The organism is Moritella sp. Urea-trap-13, assembly GCF_002836355.1.
Lineage (GTDB): Bacteria > Pseudomonadota > Gammaproteobacteria > Enterobacterales > Moritellaceae > Moritella.
In genome coordinates this window covers 1-20,017 of sequence record NZ_PJCA01000002.1, presented here as the reverse complement: position 1 = coordinate 20,017, position 20,017 = coordinate 1, and the positions used below count along the sequence as shown (strand labels likewise).

The following is a 20,017-nucleotide window of genomic DNA, read 5'->3' as shown; positions in this document are numbered from 1 at the left end:
TTACGTCTCAATCATCACAAGTTTGACGGATAAAGTCAACGCACATAATTCATCTTAAACATGAATTATGTGCGTCTTAGTTCTTGGTAGAAATAAACATGCAGATTAGCGAGCAAACAGCTGACATAATTGGAACAGATCGGCTTGAATAGCGCCAGCAGTCACTTCTTTACCAGCACCGGGTCCTTGGATCACTAACGGGTTATGACGATACCGATGACTATTAATCGAAAAAATATTGTCACACGGCAGTAAATTGGCAAACGGGTGAGTCGGTTCTAAGAACTCTAAACCAACCTGCGCACCTTCTTTATTGCTAAAGCTCGCCACGTAACGTAATACTAGTCCCTGCTTTTTGGCTTTGTTAAACATCCGCAGTATTTTTTCATTTAGCTCTTCGCAATGTTCTAAAAATTCATCAGCTTTAAAACCCATCAGCGCTTCTGAAACCAAAGATTCCAATTTTATATCAGCTAACTCCATTTCATAACCGGCTTCACGGCTGAGGATAAGCAATTTACGCTGCACATCTTTACCAGATAAATCTTCACGCGGGTCTGGCTCTGTTAAACCTTGCTGCCACGCTTGTTCGACTAATTCTGAAAAGGCAACCTGACCATCATATTGTTGAAATAACCAAGATAAAGTGCCAGAGAAAATACCGCTCACAGCAGTGACTTGATCGCCGCTGTGTTGCAACATATCCATCGATGACTGGATAGGTAACCCTGCACCAACTGTGGCGTTATATAGCCAGTAGCTTTCATTATCGCTAAAACTTTGCTTCACCCGATTATAAAATTCACTGCTGGCAGCACCGGCAAATTTATTGGCAGAAATAAGGTGGAAACCATGTTGGGCAAATTCAGGATAATAATAACTAATCGCTTCACTGGCGGTAATATCAATGATCACTAACTCGTCAAACGGGTGCAAGGCCAAATTAGATAATAACTGTTCCCACACAAATGTTTCCGGCTGGAAGTCATCAAGCACTGTCGCTGCATCCAGACCGTTGAAATCTAATACCCCGCCCCGTGAGCCATAGACGCCACATAAGCACAGCTCGACATTTTGCTGCGCTGGTATTTTATGCTGTTGCTGAGCAAACAAAGATAACCAGCCCGCACCAATATTACCTTTACCAAACAACACCACACCAACACGTTTCGGTTGTTTGAATAATACCGTGTGTAATTCTTTCAATAACGGTTCAAGCACTACCTTTTGTAATACTGCACAGATACTTAAATGATTATCACCGGTTTGCACAAAAGTCAGGTTATGCTCTGAGATCAGTTGATAAAACTGATGTGACTGTAGCGCATTTTCAGTCACACCTGAGCCCACTAAGGCTACCATGCAAAAACCACTGAGCGGATTAATGGCCATGACTTGCGGTTGTTGCTGCTGATATACTTGTAATGCTGCCAGTGCAAACGCCACGATTTCAGCGGTATAACCTAATCTAACTACATGTTCGGTAGGACGGCGTTTAATACAAATCGGCGACAGTTGCTGTTTTGCTAGCAAGGTAATTAACTGCTCATATTGTTGTTGGTAGTCAGCCTGATGCCCGAATTCAATATCGAGCAAGTGCAGATCATCAACCGAAGTGACGATTTTAGCGCCCTTACCTTTGGGTAAACGACGATGGATCTGGGTTGACCCTTCACTGGGGGTATAACTACAACGCAGTTGTACATGCTGTTTACTGCCAACAACGGGTTGTAATGTGCGTGCATGTAATACCGGTGAACCTAAACGCGCGAGTTCTGCCGCCTCATCGAGTGACAATTTAGTTTGTAATTCGGCATCTTTGACACGACGTGGGTCAGCGCTAAATACCCCAGCCACATCACTCCAGATAGTCGTTTGGTCTGCATCAACTAATGCGCCTAATAAGGTCGCTGAATAATCTGAACCATTACGCCCCAATGTTACGGTGCGCTGCTGGGCATCTCCAGCAATAAAACCAGTAACCACGACGCGATTGTTTAAGGTCGTTAAACATGCGGCTAATTTTTGGCGAGACACGGTTTCATCGACCACAGGCTGCGCAGCTAATGCCGTGGTTAAAAACAACCGTGAATCTAAATTATCTGCGGGCAATTGGTTTTGACTCAACAATGCCGCGAGCAGTCGTGCAGACCACACTTCGCCATGGGCAAGAATTTGGTTTTTAGCGTAAACATCAAGGTTGGTTTCTAATAAATGGCCAATGGTATGAATATCATCTTGCAGTGCAGCGGTGAGTTGCGTACATAATTCATCTGCGAGTAATTCAGCAATGAGTTTGGCTTGATATTCACAGGTGGCAATAAGACGCTCAGGCGCAGCTTGATCACCATCTTCCGCTAATTGTAATAACTCTAACAATTGGTTGGTGGTTTTACCTGCCGCAGAAACAACAATCAGATCTCGAGCTTGAGTGTGCTTACTAATAATCGCTGATACACGACGATAACAAGTAGCATCTGCTAAGCTACTACCACCAAATTTATGAATACTGCGCTTCACTGCGTCCATGCGTTCTCCCGAACTTAATATTGAATTAATGTATTGTCAGTACCTCAAAACATACACCATTAAGTCACAATAGGTCAATAGACGTCTAGAGCTCTTTACATACTGATTGCCAATAATCAAATTCAAAGGTAGACTTATTACTTATTCATTAAATAATAATTTACCCAAAGGTCGAAAATGACGAAGTGGAACGGCGAGTATATTAGTCCCTATGCAGAACATGGGAAAAAGAGTGAACAGGTAAAGAAGATTACTGTTTCAATTCCTTTGAAAGTATTGAAAGTACTGACAGATGAAAGAACTCGCCGTCAGATTAACAATCAACGTCATGCGACTAACAGCGAGTTATTATGTGAAGCATTTTTACATGCTTACACTGGCCAACCATTACCGGCAGATGAAGATTTAACCAAAGACAAGCCAGATAACATACCTGCAGAAGCGAAAGCACAAATGTTAGCACTGGGTATTAATATTGATGATTATTTAGAACAAGATGATTAGTCGATAATAATAGCTAAGCAGTTATAAAAAAGGCACCCCTTTATGAAAGGAGTGCCTTTTTTGATCTCAACAGTCTGCATTCGTCATCTCAATGCAGTCCGTTAGCTAGAATCTAATAATTAAGCCCTGAAAGTTAAGTCCTAAAAACTAAAAGGTGCCGCGCGGCCTCTTTTCTTCTCAACTTTTTTAGGCTCTGCAGCTTTTGCTGTTTTAGTTTGTTTTACTTCAGGTTTTTTCTTTTTCTTCTTTTCTGGCTGTTCCCAAGTATCAGCAGCAATGCTTTCAACTACTGACTTAGTAACGACAGGTTTAGCAATTGCAGGTTTGGCGATTTCAGGTTTAATAGTCGCTGCTGGCGCGATAAAGGCAGCTTCAACAGCAACGTCTTCTACAATATTTTCTGCAACCTGTTGCTCTGCAATATCGGCTTCAACATCAGCGCTTGTAACGGCATCATTAGCAATGAAATCGTCTTCAGTAAGATCATGTTCAGCCATGTATGCTGCGACAGAATCTGACTCGAGTGCAGCCGGGTCAACAAATTCATCTTCAGGAAAATCTTCGCCATCATCAGTCTCCGCATAATCAGCGTCATCGTATGACGCTAGCTCTTCGGCTGACATAACTTGATACGCTTCACCATCAAAACCAATAATGTCACCAAACATAATTTTTTTACGTTTACGTGTTTCAACTTCACCATTCACATATACAAAACCGTTAGCAATATGGTTCTTTGCTTCACTGCCCGATGTCACTAGGTTCTCAATTTTTAAAATTTTATATAATTCGATTGGTTCTGCAGAAACAACAACAGGGATGACTTCAATTTCGTATTCTTCAGACATGGGAACCTTAAATGTGGGCAATATAGCGGCTCTTTATACAAGTATAAGCGCAGAAATGCAAACGCCAAGGAAAGACCTTGGCGTTTGTTAGAGCTATCAAATAGAATTATCGAATAAATTTACAACATGTAATTTTCAGGTAATTCAATACGTGATACGCCCGTTGCAACAGCAGCCAGTGCAACAGCACGTGCTACTCGTGGTAATAAACGTGGGTCCATTGGTTTCGGAATAATGTATTCTTTACCAAATTCTAGCGATGTAACGCCAGATGCCGCTAATACTGATTGTGGTACTGCTTCTTTCGCGATCTCACGAATAGCATGTACCGCTGCCACTTTCATTGCTTCATTGATCACGCTAGCACGCGCGTCTAATGCACCACGGAAAATGAATGGGAAGCACAATACGTTATTCACTTGGTTTGGATAATCAGAACGGCCCGTCGCCATGATCAGATCTTGGCGTACAGCATGTGCGAGTTCTGGTTTGATTTCTGGGTCTGGATTTGAACAGGCAAAGATAATTGGATTATCCGCCATTAACTTCACATCGTCAGCAGATAATACATTCGGACCGGATACGCCAACGAATACGTCAGCACCATTAATCGCATCTTGTAATGTCCGCTTATCGGTATTGTTAGCAAAACGCTGCTTGTATTCGTTAATATCATCACGGCGTGTGTGGATCACACCTTTGCGGTCTAACATATAGATTTTTTCACGCTGAGCACCACATGAAATTAATAATTCCATGCAAGCGATTGCCGCCGCGCCAGCACCCATGCAAACAATCACAGTTTCAGTAATATCTTTACCTTGAATGTCTAACGCATTAATCATACCCGCTGCCGTGACGATCGCAGTACCGTGCTGGTCATCATGGAATACTGGGATTTTACAACGGGCAATTAAGGCTTTTTCAATCTCAAAACATTCTGGTGCTTTAATATCTTCTAAGTTAATGCCACCAAATGTATCGGCGATATTAGCAACTGTATCAATAAATTCTTCAGTTGTACGGTGTTTCACTTCAATATCGATCGAGTCAATATCAGCAAAACGTTTAAATAACAGCGCCTTACCTTCCATTACCGGTTTTGATGCCAGTGGACCTAAATTACCGAGGCCTAAAATAGCGGTACCGTTAGTAATAACCGCCACTAAATTACCTTTAGCAGTATATTTATAAGCATCGTCAGGATTAGCAGCGATTGCACGCACTGGCTCTGCAACACCAGGACTATATGCTAGAGAAAGGTCATCGGCAGTTTCTGCTGATGTCGTAAGTTGAATAGCAATTTTGCCTGGTTTTGGGTTCGCATGGTAATCCAATGCTTGCTGTCTAAGGTCTGACATACGCAATATCCTGAATGAAATGAATGCACATAACTCACAGACTGAGTTCAAGAATAACAAAGTGTGAGATACAACGTTGGGGAATTAACTAATAATTGAATGTAACGCCAAATATTTAACTTTAATTTAACACAGCTCACTTTTATTTTATACTGAGCTAAACCGGCTAATAATATTGTTGGCATGATTCTACATTAATTTAAGTGGTTTATTCTACCTTTGCACTGGTACGAAGTGTTTATTTTTACAGGCGTTGCTAATTTTAGAAGAAGATTTTTATAGAAATGAAATTACTGAGGTTAATTTTAAGTTTTATAAATGTTTCAAACTATTTTTTAGGTATAAAAAAAGGCACCCGTAGGTACCCTTTTGACTCACTGCAAACAATTGTATAAATACAATTATTATTTTGCTGCAAGAGCACCAAAACGTTTGTTGAACTTATCAACACGACCGCCAGTATCAACAGTACGTTGCTTACCAGTGTAGAACGGGTGACAGTTTGAACATACATCTAGAGTGATGTTTTTTCCACGAGTAGAACCCATAGCAAAAACGTTACCACATGAACATTTTGCTTCGATTGCTGCGTACTCTGGGTGTATACCTTGTTTCATAGAAACCTCAATTTTGGTTATGTCGCCATCTGAAACTCTGCCAGACACCACATAAAGTTATAGAATTTTTAGGCTGCGAATAATATAGGATCTTACCCCCTAATATCAATAGCAGATGCATAAATAAACTGCATTTCGAACATTAAATAGAAAATATCAAGACATTACCCAGTTAACCGCCGTAAACTGCTTGTCGAAATACAGATTTAGTCCGTAAAAGAGAGTTGAGTACATGCCAGTTGTCGCCGTTGCAGTTCCCATCCATTTAAGCAGAAGTTTTGATTATACCTACTCTGATGATATCTACATCGAGCCAGGTATGCGCATCTGTGTGCCTTTTATGAATAAGCAATTAATTGGCATTGCCCTAGCAACTAAAAACGACAGTGAATTTCCACTCGCAAAACTCAAACCCATTATCAATGTACTCGATGATAGCGCGATTTTATCAGCAGATATGTTGGCGTTTTTCAATTGGTGTGCCGATTATTACCATTATCCAATCGGTGAAGTGATCGCCCAAGCATTGCCAGTATTACTGCGTAAATTAGAATCAGCGAAATTAAACAGTTATACATTTTGGCAATTAACCGATAGCGCCCATGAATTAACGGCAAAGGAATTGAACCGTTTAACCCCTGCGCAATTACAGACCATCAAGTTACTGGCAGAAACAGGGTTAACCCAATCCCATTTAAAATTAGCCAATATTAAATCAACCACCATCAAAGCGCTGCAAGACAAAGGCCTTATCAGCCAAGAATATATCAAGATCCAAGATAACGATGCGCAACATTGGCGCCAGAATCTGGTCATCAGTGACAATCGCCCTTCGCTTAACACTGAACAAGCGATCACCATAGCAGCAATTGACATCAACCATTTTGCTACCTACCTACTCGATGGTGTCACTGGCAGTGGTAAAACTGAAGTTTATTTGAATGTCATCGAAAAAGTATTAAAGACTGGCAAGCAAGCTTTAGTCATCGTTCCCGAGATTGGTCTTACGCCACAAACCATTTCACGCTTCAAACGCCGCTTCAATGTGCCAATTGTCGCCTTGCACTCCGGTTTAAATGACGCTGAGCGTCGCGAGGCTTGGCTAGAAGCACAAGCGGGTGTCGCGGGTATCGTTATTGGTACAAGATCGGCGATATTCACTCCTATACACGATTTAGGCGTGATCATTATTGATGAAGAGCATGATGGTTCACTAAAGCAACAAGAAACCTTCCGCTATCACGCCCGCGATCTGGCGATTGTCAGAGCGCATCGTAATAATATCGCCGTAGTATTAGGCTCAGCAACCCCAGCATTAGAAACGCTGCATAACGCCATGACTGGTAAATATCGTCACTTAAAGCTAACCCAACGCGCGGGTAACGCCCAGATGCCAACCCATCACCTGATTGATATTAAAAATCAATCCTTAGACTCAGGACTATCTACTGAGTTTATGGCGTTAATGGCGACCCACTTAGCGGCAGGTAATCAAGTCCTGCTATTTCTAAATCGCCGTGGTTATGCACCTGCGGTCATGTGTCATACCTGCGGGTCAATGGCCGAATGTCAGCGCTGTAATACCTATTACACCTACCATCAGTCACGCAATATATTGCATTGCCACCATTGTGATGAACAATTTCCGAAGCCACGTCGCTGTCCAAGCTGTGACTCCAATGAGATCATCACAGCTGGTTTTGGTACCGAGCAACTCGAAACAATGCTCGCTGAACATTTTCCGCAATATCCGATTATTCGTATTGACCGAGATAGTACCAGTCGTAAAGGCAGTTTAGAAAAATCATTAGAAGCCGTGCGCAAGCGCGAATTCCGTATTTTGATTGGTACCCAGATGTTAGCCAAAGGCCATCATTTTCCCGACGTAACTCTAGTTGGCTTAATTGATGTCGATAGCGCCCTGTTTAGCAGCGATTTTCGTGCGCCCGAAAAACTCGCACAACTGTTTGTACAAGTATCTGGGCGCGCAGGGCGCGCCGCCAAACAAGGTGAAGTTGCGATCCAAACTCACCACCCGGAACACGAGTTAATTCAAGACCTGATTAACAATGGTTATTCTCACTTTGCCCAAACCGCATTACACGCGCGTTCGATGGCGAGTTTGCCGCCTTATAGCTTTCAGGCTTTATTCCGTGCTGAAGCCCATCAATTCAGCGAAGCCAACGCTTTTTTAGTGGAAATAAAGCAACTGGTGCAAGCTCATAATCACAATCCACAACTGCTCTGCTTAGGGCCAATGCCAGCACCAATGGAGAAGCGCGCAGGCAAGTATCGCTTACAGCTATTATTGCAAGGCCCCCAGCGTCAGCACATCACTCAGCTACTACGCCAGATAATGCCTAAAATAGAAGCGTTAAAGTCCGCACGTAAAGCCCGCTGGTCGTTAGACGTGGATCCAACTGAAATGTTGTAAGGATATCGCTATTTCTCCTTGATTAACTAGTCAAATAGCCCTAATCGCGCTAAAATGATCAGCCTATTTCATTCATCATTGCTAGTTAAGAGAAACCATGAAAGAGCATATTATACAGCTACTCGAGCAAACCGTTACGATCTTAAAAGAACAACAAATCATTCCTGCAGATGCACAACCACGCATCTCAGTAGATCGAACCCGCGACAAAGCTCATGGTGATTTAGCGACAAATTTAGCAATGATGATGGCCAAACCAGCGAAAAAGAATCCGCGCGAGTTAGCCCAACTAATCATTGATAACCTACCTGAATCAGACTTAGTCAGCCGTACAGAGATCGCAGGCCCAGGTTTTATCAACATTTTTCTAAACCAAAACTGGTTAGCGCAACAGATTGATATTGCACTTGCAGATGAAAACCTGTCTGTACAGAAGGCAACAACACCAGATAATGTAGTGGTTGATTTATCATCGCCAAATCTAGCCAAAGAAATGCACGTAGGTCACTTACGCTCATCGATCATTGGTGACTCTGTAGCGCGTACATTAGAATTGCTTGGCCATAACGTTATTCGTCAAAACCACGTTGGCGATTGGGGCACTCAGTTCGGTATGCTACTGGCGTACATGGAAGAGAAACGTGCTGAAAATACAGAAATTAGCATGCAACTTTCTGATCTAGAAGTATTCTACCGTGCAGCAAAAGGACGTTTTGACGAATCAGAAGACTTTGCAATACGCGCCCGTGAAATGGTGGTAATGCTGCAATCTGGCGATGAAGAATGTAATAAGTTATGGCAAGAGTTCAATGACGTGTCACTTGCACACTGTCATGAAATCTACAAACGTCTAAACGTAAAACTAACGCGCGAAGACGTACGTGGCGAGAGCTTCTATAACAACGACCTACATAACGTTGTTATAGAACTTGAAGCAAAAGGCTTACTGACAGAGTCAAACGGCGCTAAATGTGTATTCTTAGATGAATTCAAAAATAAAGATGGCGACCCATTACCGGTAATCATTCAGAAAAACGGTGGTGGTTTCCTTTACGCAACAACAGATCTTGCTGCTATGCGCTTCCGTCAACAACAACTAAATGCTAACCGCATCATGTACTTTGTTGATCAACGCCAAGCACTGCATTTCCAACAAGTATTTTCTGTGGTTCAAAAAGCTGGTTTTGTTAAACCAGAAACATCATTGGAACACCTTGGTTTTGGTACTATGAATGGTGAAGATGGTCGTCCATTCAAAACCCGTTCAGGCGGCACAGTAAAACTTGTTGATCTACTTGTCGAAGCAGAAGAACGTGCTTACACATTAGTAAAAGCGAAGAACCCAACACTTTCTGAAGATGAGCTAAAACACATTGCCCGCGTTGTCGGTATCTCATCGGTTAAATACGCTGATTTATCTAAGAACCGTAGCAGTGATTACATCTTCAACTTTGATTCAATGCTAAGCTTCGAAGGTAATACAGCCCCTTACCTACTTTACGCTTGTACACGTGTTGGCAGTATCTTCAACAAAGTAGATGCTGAAACACTAGCGAAACTAGCAACAGCGAAAGTGCAGCTAAACGAAGACAAAGAACAAGAGTTAGCAGGTAAACTGATCCAGTTTAACGAGATCGTGCATCAAGTAGCAAAACGTGCAACACCAAATACATTATGTACATACCTGTTTGAACTAGCTGGCGTATTCTCAAGCTTCTATGAAGCTTGCCCAATCTTAAGCACTGAAGATGAAGACGTTAGATTAAGCCGTCTAAAACTGGCTCAATTAACAGCGAAGACGCTTAAACAAGGTCTAGATTTGCTAGGCATTGAAACTTTGGAACGTATGTAAATTATGGCTCGTAAGGATTACGCGGGGCACGCCCCGAAGCCAAGAAAAAAGCGGGGTGCTAAAAAGGCACCTCCGGCTAAAAAGCAACGCCCTGTGTTGGCGATCTTGCTGTTTTTACTGCTGGCAATCGGCTTGGGCTATTTTTTAGCACAAATCAGTGGCACCGCAGAAGAAGCACAGCCAGAACCAGTTAAAAAAGTACAACCGAAAAAGTTAACGGTAAAACCATTACCAGAGAAACCTAAGGAAAAATGGCAATATCCACAAGACTTGCAAGACAAAGAAGTCATTGTTGATATACCAGTACAACAAGACACAGGTATTCGTTATCAAATGCAATGTGGTTCGTTCCGTCAGCAATCACAAGCGGAAGCGATGAAAGCAACAATAGCCTTCCAAGGTTATACGGCCAACGTCCGCCACACAGGCAATTGGTATCGCGTCGTTTTAGGCCCTTACGAACGTAAACGTACAGCAGAAAAAGAACGCCACCAAATTAAACGCGCAGGTGTCACAACTTGTGAAATTTGGCAGTGGAAGCCTTGAAAAACTAAATAAATATACCCACCTTAGTTGGTATATTGTAATGAAAACGCTTCATATCATATGAGGCGTTTTTTTTACCTAGCATAATGCAGTGTGGCTAATTTCAACCCAGTTACGCTCGAATTTATTAGAATGGAGTTTATCGTGACTACTATTGTATCTGTACGCCGTGAAGGCAAAGTCGTAATGGCCGGAGACGGACAAGTTTCTCTTGGCAACACGGTAATGAAAGGCAACGCAAGAAAAGTACGCCGTTTATACAATGGCCAAGTTATCGCTGGTTTTGCCGGTGGCACTGCTGACGCATTTACCCTCATCGAACGTTTTGAAGCCAAATTACAAGCTCACCAAGGTAACCTAGAGCGTGCCGCTGTAGAGCTTGCTAAAGACTGGCGCTCCGACAAAGTGTTACGTAATTTAGAAGCCTTACTGGCTGTCGCGGATAAAAATAGCTCGTTCATCATCACCGGTAATGGCGACGTAGTACAACCTGAAAATGACCTTATCGCAATCGGTTCTGGTGGTAATTTTGCCCAAGCATCAGCAATGGCACTACTGGAAAACACCGAATTAGACGCTGAAGAAATCGCTAAAAAATCCCTGACTATTGCAGGTAATATCTGTGTATTCACCAACGGTTTCCAAACAGTTGAAACTATCGATTACTAAATTTTACCGAATTAAAGGACGCTTATTATGTCTTCAATGACGCCAAGAGAAATCGTTTCTGAATTAGACCGTCACATTATCGGTCAACAAAATGCCAAGCGTGCTGTGGCAATTGCCCTACGTAACCGCTGGCGCCGCATGCAGTTAGACCAAGAATTACGCCAAGAAGTATCACCAAAAAATATTTTGATGATCGGTCCGACCGGTGTTGGTAAAACTGAAATTGCCCGTCGTTTAGCTAAACTAGCAAACGCACCATTTATCAAAGTTGAAGCGACTAAATTTACTGAAATTGGTTATGTCGGTAAAGAAGTTGAGCAAATCATCAAAGACTTAACTGATGTTGCAGTAAAGCTGACCCGTGAACAAGAAATGAAGAAATACCATGTTCGCGCCGAAGAAAATGCCGAAGATCGCGTTCTTGATGCCCTACTACCAAACCCACGTAACAACTGGGGCGAAGAAGAAAAAGCCAGCAATGATAATACCCGTCAAATCTTCCGTAAGAAATTACGCGAAGGCAAATTAGACGACAAAGAAATTGATATTGAGCTTGCCGCACCACAAGTCGGTGTTGAGATCATGGCACCTCCAGGCATGGAAGAAATGACCAATCAATTACAAGGCATGTTCCAAAACCTCTCTGGCGGTTCAACAACTAAAGCACGCAAGATGAAAGTCAAAGAAGCCTTGAAACAACTTGTTGAAGACGAAGCGGCAAAACTGGTTAACCCAGAAGAATTGAAAGAAAAAGCCATCTTTGCGGTAGAGAATAACGGCATCGTATTCCTTGATGAAATTGATAAGATCTGTAAACGCAGCGATTCAAATGACGGCGGGGTATCACGCGAAGGTGTACAACGTGATTTATTACCACTTATCGAAGGTTCAACAGTCACAACCAAACACGGTATGGTGAAAACAGATCACATTCTATTCATCGCATCTGGTGCTTTCCAAGTAGCAAAACCGTCAGATCTGATCCCTGAGTTACAAGGACGTCTGCCAATCCGAGTTGAATTAGATGCCCTAAAAGCAGAAGATTTTGTGCGTATTCTAACAGAACCAAACGCGTCATTAACAGAACAATACGTGGCGATGCTGAAAACCGAAGGCGTGAACGTAGACTTCACCCAAGCAGGGATCGATGCGATTGCCAATGCAGCTTGGAACGTTAACGAGAAAACTGAAAACATCGGTGCGCGTCGTTTACACACCGTCATGGAACGTTTAATGGAAGAAATTTCATTTGATGCATCAGAAAAGAATGGCGAAAGCCTACTGGTTGACGGTGATTACGTCGGTAAGTATCTCGATGAATTAGTCGAAGATGAAGATCTAAGTCGTTACATCCTTTAATTTACCCATCGCAATATGCGGTAGTTAAAAGCAAGAAAAGAACAAGGCGCTTATGATAAGCGCCTTGCTATTATCTATAAATAGTAACGTCCTAACGGCGGTGCAACAGCGCACTGTAACTCGTCTCTATCGGTTTAATCTTTTCGGTAATTTGACACCAATGACAACGAGTCCGTCGTAGCGAGTTAAGTTTTTTCTTCAGTCGAGTACGTTTCATTAGCAGCCCCTTTGATTGTCGAGATATGATGTCAAAAATTTCCGATTATCAATGAAACAAGATTAGTTTAGCTTTCAATAATGACCAACCCAAATTAACGCTAATTATCATTATTTACCGCTAAATAGCCTTAGCTCACAATAAACTAATAGGCAAGCGCTGCAATATCGGGATTTTTTTTTGACGCTAAACATATTTACAGTTATTTAAGTCACCATTTTATTAATTAAATTATGGTAGTCTAGTAACAGATGTTCACCACTAAAATTAACAAGAAGCTCCTGCAACCATGTCCAGCAAATACCCATGTGTCGAATTTGATAATCCGTATAACTTAACCACTGAATCACAACTTGCAGATAGATATCATGATGAAATTGCACAATTTTGGGATGCAACTATCGTCGAAGACACATTGCAAGGTGTTGATAATGTAACGCTGCGCTACGCATCAGCAGTGATCAATGCAACCAGCCCTGCAATTGTACTGTTAGGGGGACGTTCAGAATCTTATCAAAAGTTTCGGGAGTTAATTTATGACCTTTGCCAACAAGGTTACTCGGTATATTGCTTAGATCATCGTGGCCAAGGCATGTCAGACCGATTACTAAAAAACTTACATAAAGGTCATGTTGAACATTTCCGTGATTATGTCACCGATTTAAAATTATTTATCGATAAAGTCATAGCTCCAAGCCAGCACAGTAAACAATATTTATTGTGCCATTCGATGGGCGGCGCGATTGGTAGCTTATACTTACAGAGCTATCACCATGACTTTGCTGCCGCAGTGCTCGCATCCCCCATGTTTGGGATTAATTTCGGTCAAATACCACGCCCTATTGCCAACATTTATAGCCGAGCGATGCATATCGTCAACAAGATCATCCATACCGAATCATTTTACGCTCCCGGTAAAGGCGATTTTACGCACTCACCATTTGAAACTAACCAGCTAACGCACAGCCCACTGCGTTTTGATATTTTCCGCCGTAGTTATGGCTTTTACCCGCAGACACAATTAGGTGGTCCAACAATTAACTGGCTACAGCAAAGTATTAAAGCTTGTCGTCGCGCGATCCTATACGCCGGGAATATCAAAACACCGACCTTAGTCTTGCAAGCAGGTGGTGATGAAGTTGTCATTGCCGAAGCACAACAACAATTTTGCCGCGCATTAAGCCATGAGCATAATCAGCATCAACCCGCTGAGCCTGTCTTGATCCCCGGCGCAGCACATGAATTATTCTTAGAAACGGATATTTTTAGGATCCCAGCACTCACTGTGGCATTGAATTTCTTTGCCAAAAATTGAGTGCGTTACTACGGACAGTCTCACGACTTTAGATTAATGAAGTAAATATTGAGGTTAAGATGTATAAAGTTATCGTTTCTGATTTAGATGGTACGTTACTGACACCTGCACATATTGTCTCAGAACAAACCAAAGTAACCATTCACAAGTTGCTTAAACAAGGTAAAAAATTCATCATTGCAACGGGTCGTCATAATGTCGATGTCGAAGCCATTAGAAAAACGATTGATGCTGAAGTTTATCTCATCACCTCTAACGGGGCGCGGGTTCACAATAATAAGGGTGAACTTATCTACAGTAAAAATGTGCAGGTAGAGATAGCACAAATGATCGCTGAAATTACGTTGCCAGAGACGATTCAAACCAATGTTTACCGTGATAACGAGTGGTTCGTCGACAAGCCAAACCCCGAGATCCTTAGCTTTAGTCAAGACTCCACATTTAGCTATCAAGTTGCCGATCTCGCCACACTAGAAAAAGCTGGCATTGCCAAATTCTTCTTCTGTGGTCCACATGACGATCTCGTCACGTTAGCAGCACAGATTAACGCACAGCACGGCGCACAACTAAATGTGTCATTCTCATTACCTGAATGCTTAGAAGTTATGGACATTAACGTCAATAAAGCCCTCGCGTTGACCGAAGTACTCAAGATCAAAGGCTTCACTCTGGCTGAAACAGTGGCTTTTGGTGATGGTATGAATGATATCGAAATGCTACAGGCCGTTGATAAAGGCTTAGTGATGGGCAATGCTTCTGTCATGCTTAAATCAGCACTACCGGATTTTGAAATGATCGGCAGTTCTGCAGAAGATGGCGTAGCCCACTACATTGAAAAATATATATTGTAGTTAGTAACAGCCAACTGCATAATTATATATCAATCCGTTACACAGAAAGGATCTCAGTGTAACGAGTTAATGATTAACAATACTATCGATATCAAGGATGAATTATGCTTCGAGCTATACTCGCTATTAGCCTAGTTATAATAACTGGCTGTGCCCGACAACAGCAGCCTATTATCAGTAACAGCCCTTACTCTCTCGGTAATACCAGCCAACCACTCATTCCGCCAGCCAAAAATTCAACGACATCGAGCAATATAAATAAAACCTTGGATATTTCGGTCATTCCGAAAAAATATGCCAACTTCAGGGGTATTGTCACGATAACACCGCAGCAGCGCACCATACGCTTATGCCGCAATACCCATATTTTTAACCTACAAGCTGATAACCATTTACTCGAGCAAGTAAAACGCTTACAACAAACCAATGCCTATATCGAATTTGAAGGTCAGATAACCCAGTCGCTCAACCCAAAGCTCCAACGTCCAATCATCACTGTCGAGCAACTGCATTTTCTAGCGAAACAAAATAATAATGCTTGTCAGCAAGTAGTTTCAACCACTGACTTTGACATTATCGGCTCAGAACCGAATTGGCGAGGATATGGAAAAGATAATCAATTCACCTTCATCATTAAAGATTTAAAGAGTAACTGGACAATTAAGAAAAGTGTGATGACTAAAGGCCTACGGGCATTTATCGAAACTGAAAACAACCAAGACGAGCAACTCAACATCTCATTTTCTGGCAATGGCTGTATCGATAACAACGACAATTATTGGCAATATAACAGCACACTATATGTAAAGGATAAACAAATAACAGCTTGCGGGAAATACCCTAGCCAACAAGGCAACGCGCAAGATTGGTTGGGACAATATAATTATAAAAACAGTAATGTGACGATCGAATTAGCACTATTAGCCAACAACCAAGCTAAGGTAAAATACCGTTATAGCAATGGCAAGGAACTGCATGAAAGCGGTTATTGGCATGTGTATGGAACATCTGGATTAAAATTATTGTTAACCGAACATCAGGGTAACAAAGCCAATATCGAGTTTCACTTTCGCCGAGATGGAGTAAGGTTACAAGCAAATCAACAATGGCGTGATAACCAAAAGTATAGTTTTAATGGCGCCATATTAACCTTAGATAGAATGACGGATGAGATTGTAACAACGGCCTTTACAACTACGCTCTCACCAAGCCCAATTCGAGAGTTTCAAGCGCAAAGCATTCCTTCGCCGACAATCAGTACGCCAACAATAAACACTGCACTAAAACGTTATTTTACCATGCATAAAACCAGCACCGAGCATAGCAAATATTGGTTTAGCGAATATGACTTAAATGGTAATGGCCGCAAAGATTTGTTAGTCATGCTCGACTGGTGTGAAGGGGAAGGCTGTGTGCTATTAGTATTTGAGAACGGCTTAAATCGTTATAAGTTTATTAGTCGTATAACTCAGGTTCAAACGCCATTACAGATAAGTAAAACACAACAACACCGATGGCAAAGTTTGTTAATAAAAGACAAGCAGCAATGGCTACAGCTCGATTTTGATGGTATTAGCTATCCCTCATCGGCAAAAGCCAAGCAATTAGCAGCGGAGACCAACTTTACCTTGGTTAAATTATTCACCACAGCGTTAACCCAAAGTAATGCCATCTCCATAGAGTAAATACGCGGCACAACATGCTCGGTTAAACTGACGATATAAAAAAACGGTTATATGCGGCGGCAAATTTGTATCTGCACTAGCATTAACCGTTCGACAATGTGCTTATTTTAATTATCTAGCTTACGTAGCGGCTATACGAACTGGCCACAACTCCAGCCTGAAGACCAAGCCCATTGGAAGTTATATCCGCCTAACCAACCACTTACATCCATCACTTCACCAACAAAGTATAAACCTGGGGCTTTTTTAGCTTCCATGGTTTTCGATGATAACTCGTTAGTATCAACGCCACCGAGCGTGACCTCTGCGGTACGATAACCCTCCGTGCCGTTCGGTTTTACTTGCCAGTTATGTAACAGCATTGAAATATCATTAAGATCTTTATGCTGTAATTGCTTCAGCGTGCATTCAGGTAATAACTCATCAGCGTAGAATATTTCTACCAAACGTTTTGGTAACAAGCGCGCTAACGCCGTTTTAAGTGCTTGATTAGGACTCGACTGCGTCATTGCCGCTAAGGTTTCAGTAATTTCAGCATCAGGTAATAGGTTGATACTGACTGCTTCACCCGCATTCCAATAAGAGGATACCTGCAATACGGCAGGACCAGAGAGTCCACGATGGGTAAACAACAAGGCTTCTTTAAAACTGGTACCTGATTCAGTGGTGATACGCGCAGGTAAACTAACACCAGACAGGTCGGCATATTTATCTTTATCATGTTGCTGCAGAGTAAAAGGGACGAGGCCCGCTTTCGTGCCATTTACCTGTAAACCAAACTGTTCTGCGACCTTATAACCATACGGGGTGGCACCCAGTTTAGGCATAGATAAACCACCCGTGGCAACCACTAGAGATTCACAATTCAACGCGCCTTGGCTGGTTTGCAAATGGTAACGACCATCATCAGCTTTTTCAATAGATAGGATTTCAGTACGCAGTTGGATCTTAACACCAGCCCAATCACATTCAGTATGCAACATATCAACAATGTCTTTTGCTGAATCATCACAGAATAACTGTCCATGCTCACGCTCATGATAAGCAATACCATGACGCTCTACCATTTCAATGAAGTGCCAAGCGGTATAACGGCTTAACGCAGATTTAACGAAGTGGGGATTAGCACAAATGAAGGCACTTGTAGCAAGGTCATTATTAGTAAAGTTACAACGTCCACCGCCACTAATCAGGATTTTACGACCGGCTTTCTTGGCATTATCGAGAACCAATACTGAGCGACCTCGGTAACCAGCACTTGCCGCACACATCAATCCTGCAGCACCGGCACCAATTACTATCACATCACAACTTTGGCTCATCGAAGACCTCTAATTTAACTACAATACAAAAATGGAGCCGCAGAATAGCATTAATTATGCAGATACCCAAACGACTTCATCGCGTATGCCAAGAGATTTATTATTGCTTGTTAATACGTTCTTCAACTTCCGGCTCTAAGTATGCCATTTCATTCAAATCTTCAGCCCAATCATGCTTTTCAGCTAGCACTCGTAACATACGTATCGCCGTCACTTGTACGATAGCGACTTCAGACCACATTGACTTATTCAGGCAACGCCAATGATCAGCATCAATACGTTTAGGATTGTTAAGCTGTTCACTACAAGTATCACAAATTAAAATACAATCATCAAAATCAGGGGTTATTTGTACCGGTGCCACTTCGAAGATATTCAATTTTACCCCTGATGCATCACATGTCTCGCAATGCGAACGAGCACGTCGCGCTAGATTCTTACCGAATGCACTTAATTCATCTTTTCGCTGTTGATGTTTGTCTAAGCCTTTAGCCATTATATTCAATTCCTATATATTTAAACTGTGTTGAAAATACGTTTATTTGTCAGGAATAGCAAACCTTAGCAGCAATAAAAATACGATAAAATATCACTAGTTTAAATACTTCATAGATGGCAAGTCCATTGCTATAATCCCTGTACATGGATAGCACTTTAGTAAAGGAATAACGAATGATCCCAACCAGTAAACCTCATAATCCTAACTTTTCTTCAGGGCCTTGCAGCAAGCGTCCAGGCTATCAACTCGAGATGCTTGATATCATCACAATGGGACGATCACACCGCTCAGATATTGGTAAAGCAGCGCTACAGCAAGCAATAACACAAACCAAAGAGTTACTCCAAATCCCAGAGGATTATAAAATAGCGATAGTGCCAGCCTCAGATACTGGCGCGATGGAGATGATGCTATGGTCTTTACTCGGTAGCAAACCCGTTGATGTTTGTTACTGGGAGTCGTTTGGTAAAGGCTGGTTCAGCGATATCAAGAATGAACTACAACTCAGTAATGTTAATGCAATTACCGCTGATTATGGCCAGCTTCCTGATTTAAATGCCACCAACTCAGACCATGATATTGTCTTTACTTGGAATGGCACCACATCAGGTGTGAAAGTAGAAAATGCCGACTGGATCAGCGGCCAGCGTACTGGTTTAACTATCTGCGATGCGACCTCGGCTGTGTTTGCGATGCCAATGGATTGGGATAAGCTAGACGTAACAACCTTTAGCTGGCAAAAAGTATTAGGCGGAGAAGGTGCGCATGGCATGATTATCCTCAGCCCAGCTGCGGTTACACGCTTAGAATCGTATACACCACCTTGGCCACTGCCAAAAATTTTCCGGTTAACACAAAACGGCAAGCTAATTGAAGGCATCTTTAGCGGTGCGACGATCAATACCCCATCGATGTTATGCGTTGCTGATTATTTAGATGCGTTAAATTGGATAACAGCAATAGGTGGCCTTGATAGCGCTATTGCGCGATCTGAGAATAACTTAGCCATCTTAACTAATTTTGTTAATCAACATGACTGGGTTGACTTCCTTGCTAAGCAAGTTGAATACCGCTCTAATACCAGCGTATGTTTGCGCTTGTCGCTGACTGATAGCCAGCTTAAAAAATTCAACAACTTATTAGCCGGTCAACAAGTCGCATACGATATTAACTCATATAAAGATGCACCATCAGGACTGCGTATTTGGTGTGGTGCAACGGTTGAATCGCATGATATTGAGCTGCTATTACCTTGGCTGGTTTGGGCTTATGAAAGTGTAAAAGATAACGACTAACTATTTAAGCTATAATGTAAAAACTAAAAAACCAGCCGTAGGCTGGTTTTTTATTGGCTATCCTCACTGCTCACCATAAAAATAAACGTACTTGGCACTTTAATTAAGCACAGC

General features: G+C 42.1%; 16 protein-coding genes. 10 read left to right on the top strand and 6 right to left on the bottom strand.

The genetic code is table 11. The features are described from left to right. Positions 1-105: 105 nt before the first annotated feature. Positions 106-2,529 (bottom strand): bifunctional aspartate kinase/homoserine dehydrogenase II, encoded by a 2,424-nt coding sequence (gene metL / locus CXF93_RS02320; protein WP_101060748.1) that lies wholly within the window; start codon positions 2,527-2,529, stop codon positions 106-108. A 177-nt stretch (positions 2,530-2,706) separates the two neighbouring features. Between metL and metJ the strand changes: the two genes are divergently transcribed. Next, positions 2,707-3,033, top strand: a complete 327-nt coding sequence (gene metJ, locus CXF93_RS02315) for a met regulon transcriptional regulator MetJ (RefSeq protein WP_101060747.1) — start codon at positions 2,707-2,709, stop codon at positions 3,031-3,033. A gap of 140 nt (positions 3,034-3,173) precedes the next feature. Here metJ and CXF93_RS02310 read toward each other — a convergent pair whose 3' ends face one another. The 3 genes from CXF93_RS02310 to rpmE all read right to left on the bottom strand — a co-directional run bounded on the left by CXF93_RS02310 (position 3,174) and on the right by rpmE (position 5,859). Next, positions 3,174-3,881: an RNA-binding S4 domain-containing protein gene (locus CXF93_RS02310; RefSeq protein WP_101060745.1), complete on the bottom strand. Its 708-nt coding sequence runs from the start codon at positions 3,879-3,881 to the stop codon at positions 3,174-3,176. A gap of 119 nt (positions 3,882-4,000) precedes the next feature. Continuing rightward, a complete protein-coding gene (locus tag CXF93_RS02305; RefSeq protein ID WP_101060743.1) occupies positions 4,001-5,242 on the bottom strand; it encodes a malic enzyme-like NAD(P)-binding protein in 1,242 nt (413 codons plus the stop codon). A 404-nt stretch (positions 5,243-5,646) separates the two neighbouring features. Beyond that, positions 5,647-5,859, bottom strand: a complete 213-nt coding sequence (gene rpmE, locus CXF93_RS02300) for a 50S ribosomal protein L31 (protein WP_101060742.1) — start codon at positions 5,857-5,859, stop codon at positions 5,647-5,649. A gap of 232 nt (positions 5,860-6,091) precedes the next feature. Here rpmE and priA point away from each other — a divergent pair, with 232 nt between their 5' ends. The 8 genes from priA to CXF93_RS02260 all read left to right on the top strand — a co-directional run bounded on the left by priA (position 6,092) and on the right by CXF93_RS02260 (position 16,787). Then, positions 6,092-8,293, top strand: coding sequence for a primosomal protein N' (gene priA / locus CXF93_RS02295; RefSeq protein WP_101060740.1), 2,202 nt, complete (start codon positions 6,092-6,094; stop codon positions 8,291-8,293). A 97-nt stretch (positions 8,294-8,390) separates the two neighbouring features. Beyond that, positions 8,391-10,145: an arginine--tRNA ligase gene (gene argS / locus CXF93_RS02290; RefSeq protein ID WP_101060738.1), complete on the top strand. Its 1,755-nt coding sequence runs from the start codon at positions 8,391-8,393 to the stop codon at positions 10,143-10,145. Between the two features lie 3 nt (positions 10,146-10,148). Continuing rightward, entirely contained in the window at positions 10,149-10,691 is a 543-nt protein-coding gene (locus CXF93_RS02285) for an SPOR domain-containing protein (protein ID WP_101060736.1), read from the top strand. 144 nt (positions 10,692-10,835) lie between these two features. Then, complete coding sequence (gene hslV, locus CXF93_RS02280) at positions 10,836-11,360, top strand: ATP-dependent protease subunit HslV (RefSeq protein ID WP_017223566.1); 525 nt, start codon at positions 10,836-10,838, stop codon at positions 11,358-11,360. 27 nt (positions 11,361-11,387) lie between these two features. Continuing rightward, positions 11,388-12,719 carry an ATP-dependent protease ATPase subunit HslU gene (gene hslU / locus CXF93_RS02275; protein WP_101060734.1) on the top strand — a complete coding sequence of 444 codons (1,332 nt, stop codon included), beginning with the start codon at positions 11,388-11,390 and terminating at the stop codon, positions 12,717-12,719. A 506-nt stretch (positions 12,720-13,225) separates the two neighbouring features. Then, a complete protein-coding gene (locus CXF93_RS02270; protein ID WP_101060732.1) occupies positions 13,226-14,251 on the top strand; it encodes an alpha/beta fold hydrolase in 1,026 nt (341 codons plus the stop codon). A gap of 59 nt (positions 14,252-14,310) precedes the next feature. Then, entirely contained in the window at positions 14,311-15,102 is a 792-nt protein-coding gene (locus CXF93_RS02265; protein WP_101060730.1) for a Cof-type HAD-IIB family hydrolase, read from the top strand. 104 nt (positions 15,103-15,206) lie between these two features. Then, complete coding sequence (locus tag CXF93_RS02260; RefSeq protein ID WP_101060728.1) at positions 15,207-16,787, top strand: hypothetical protein; 1,581 nt, start codon at positions 15,207-15,209, stop codon at positions 16,785-16,787. 131 nt (positions 16,788-16,918) lie between these two features. Here the strand turns inward: CXF93_RS02260 and CXF93_RS02255 are convergent, their stop codons facing one another. Together CXF93_RS02255 and CXF93_RS02250 are read right to left on the bottom strand one after the other, a co-directional pair. Then, a complete protein-coding gene (locus CXF93_RS02255; protein WP_101060726.1) occupies positions 16,919-18,109 on the bottom strand; it encodes an NAD(P)/FAD-dependent oxidoreductase in 1,191 nt (396 codons plus the stop codon). Positions 18,110-18,209: 100 nt separating this feature from the next. Then, a complete protein-coding gene (locus CXF93_RS02250) occupies positions 18,210-18,605 on the bottom strand; it encodes a phnA protein (RefSeq protein WP_101060724.1) in 396 nt (131 codons plus the stop codon). Between the two features lie 176 nt (positions 18,606-18,781). On the opposite strand from CXF93_RS02250, the gene CXF93_RS02245 reads away from it, so the two are divergent. Continuing rightward, positions 18,782-19,903 (top strand): phosphoserine transaminase, encoded by a 1,122-nt coding sequence (locus tag CXF93_RS02245; RefSeq protein ID WP_101060722.1) that lies wholly within the window; start codon positions 18,782-18,784, stop codon positions 19,901-19,903. Positions 19,904-20,017 lie beyond the last annotated feature (114 nt).

Coding starts and splice junctions, on each gene's coding strand:
- CXF93_RS02245 (WP_101060722.1), top strand. CDS start 18,782: ATGATCCCAACCAGTAAACCTCATAATCCTAACTTTTCTTCAGGGCCT.
- metL (WP_101060748.1), bottom strand. CDS start 2,529: ATGGACGCAGTGAAGCGCAGTATTCATAAATTTGGTGGTAGTAGCTTA.
- metJ (WP_101060747.1), top strand. CDS start 2,707: ATGACGAAGTGGAACGGCGAGTATATTAGTCCCTATGCAGAACATGGG.
- rpmE (WP_101060742.1), bottom strand. CDS start 5,859: ATGAAACAAGGTATACACCCAGAGTACGCAGCAATCGAAGCAAAATGT.
- CXF93_RS02270 (WP_101060732.1), top strand. CDS start 13,226: ATGTCCAGCAAATACCCATGTGTCGAATTTGATAATCCGTATAACTTA.
- CXF93_RS02250 (WP_101060724.1), bottom strand. CDS start 18,605: ATGGCTAAAGGCTTAGACAAACATCAACAGCGAAAAGATGAATTAAGT.
- CXF93_RS02310 (WP_101060745.1), bottom strand. CDS start 3,881: ATGTCTGAAGAATACGAAATTGAAGTCATCCCTGTTGTTGTTTCTGCA.
- CXF93_RS02265 (WP_101060730.1), top strand. CDS start 14,311: ATGTATAAAGTTATCGTTTCTGATTTAGATGGTACGTTACTGACACCT.
- CXF93_RS02260 (WP_101060728.1), top strand. CDS start 15,207: ATGCTTCGAGCTATACTCGCTATTAGCCTAGTTATAATAACTGGCTGT.
- hslU (WP_101060734.1), top strand. CDS start 11,388: ATGTCTTCAATGACGCCAAGAGAAATCGTTTCTGAATTAGACCGTCAC.
- priA (WP_101060740.1), top strand. CDS start 6,092: ATGCCAGTTGTCGCCGTTGCAGTTCCCATCCATTTAAGCAGAAGTTTT.
- CXF93_RS02305 (WP_101060743.1), bottom strand. CDS start 5,242: ATGTCAGACCTTAGACAGCAAGCATTGGATTACCATGCGAACCCAAAA.
- CXF93_RS02285 (WP_101060736.1), top strand. CDS start 10,149: ATGGCTCGTAAGGATTACGCGGGGCACGCCCCGAAGCCAAGAAAAAAG.
- argS (WP_101060738.1), top strand. CDS start 8,391: ATGAAAGAGCATATTATACAGCTACTCGAGCAAACCGTTACGATCTTA.
- CXF93_RS02255 (WP_101060726.1), bottom strand. CDS start 18,109: ATGAGCCAAAGTTGTGATGTGATAGTAATTGGTGCCGGTGCTGCAGGA.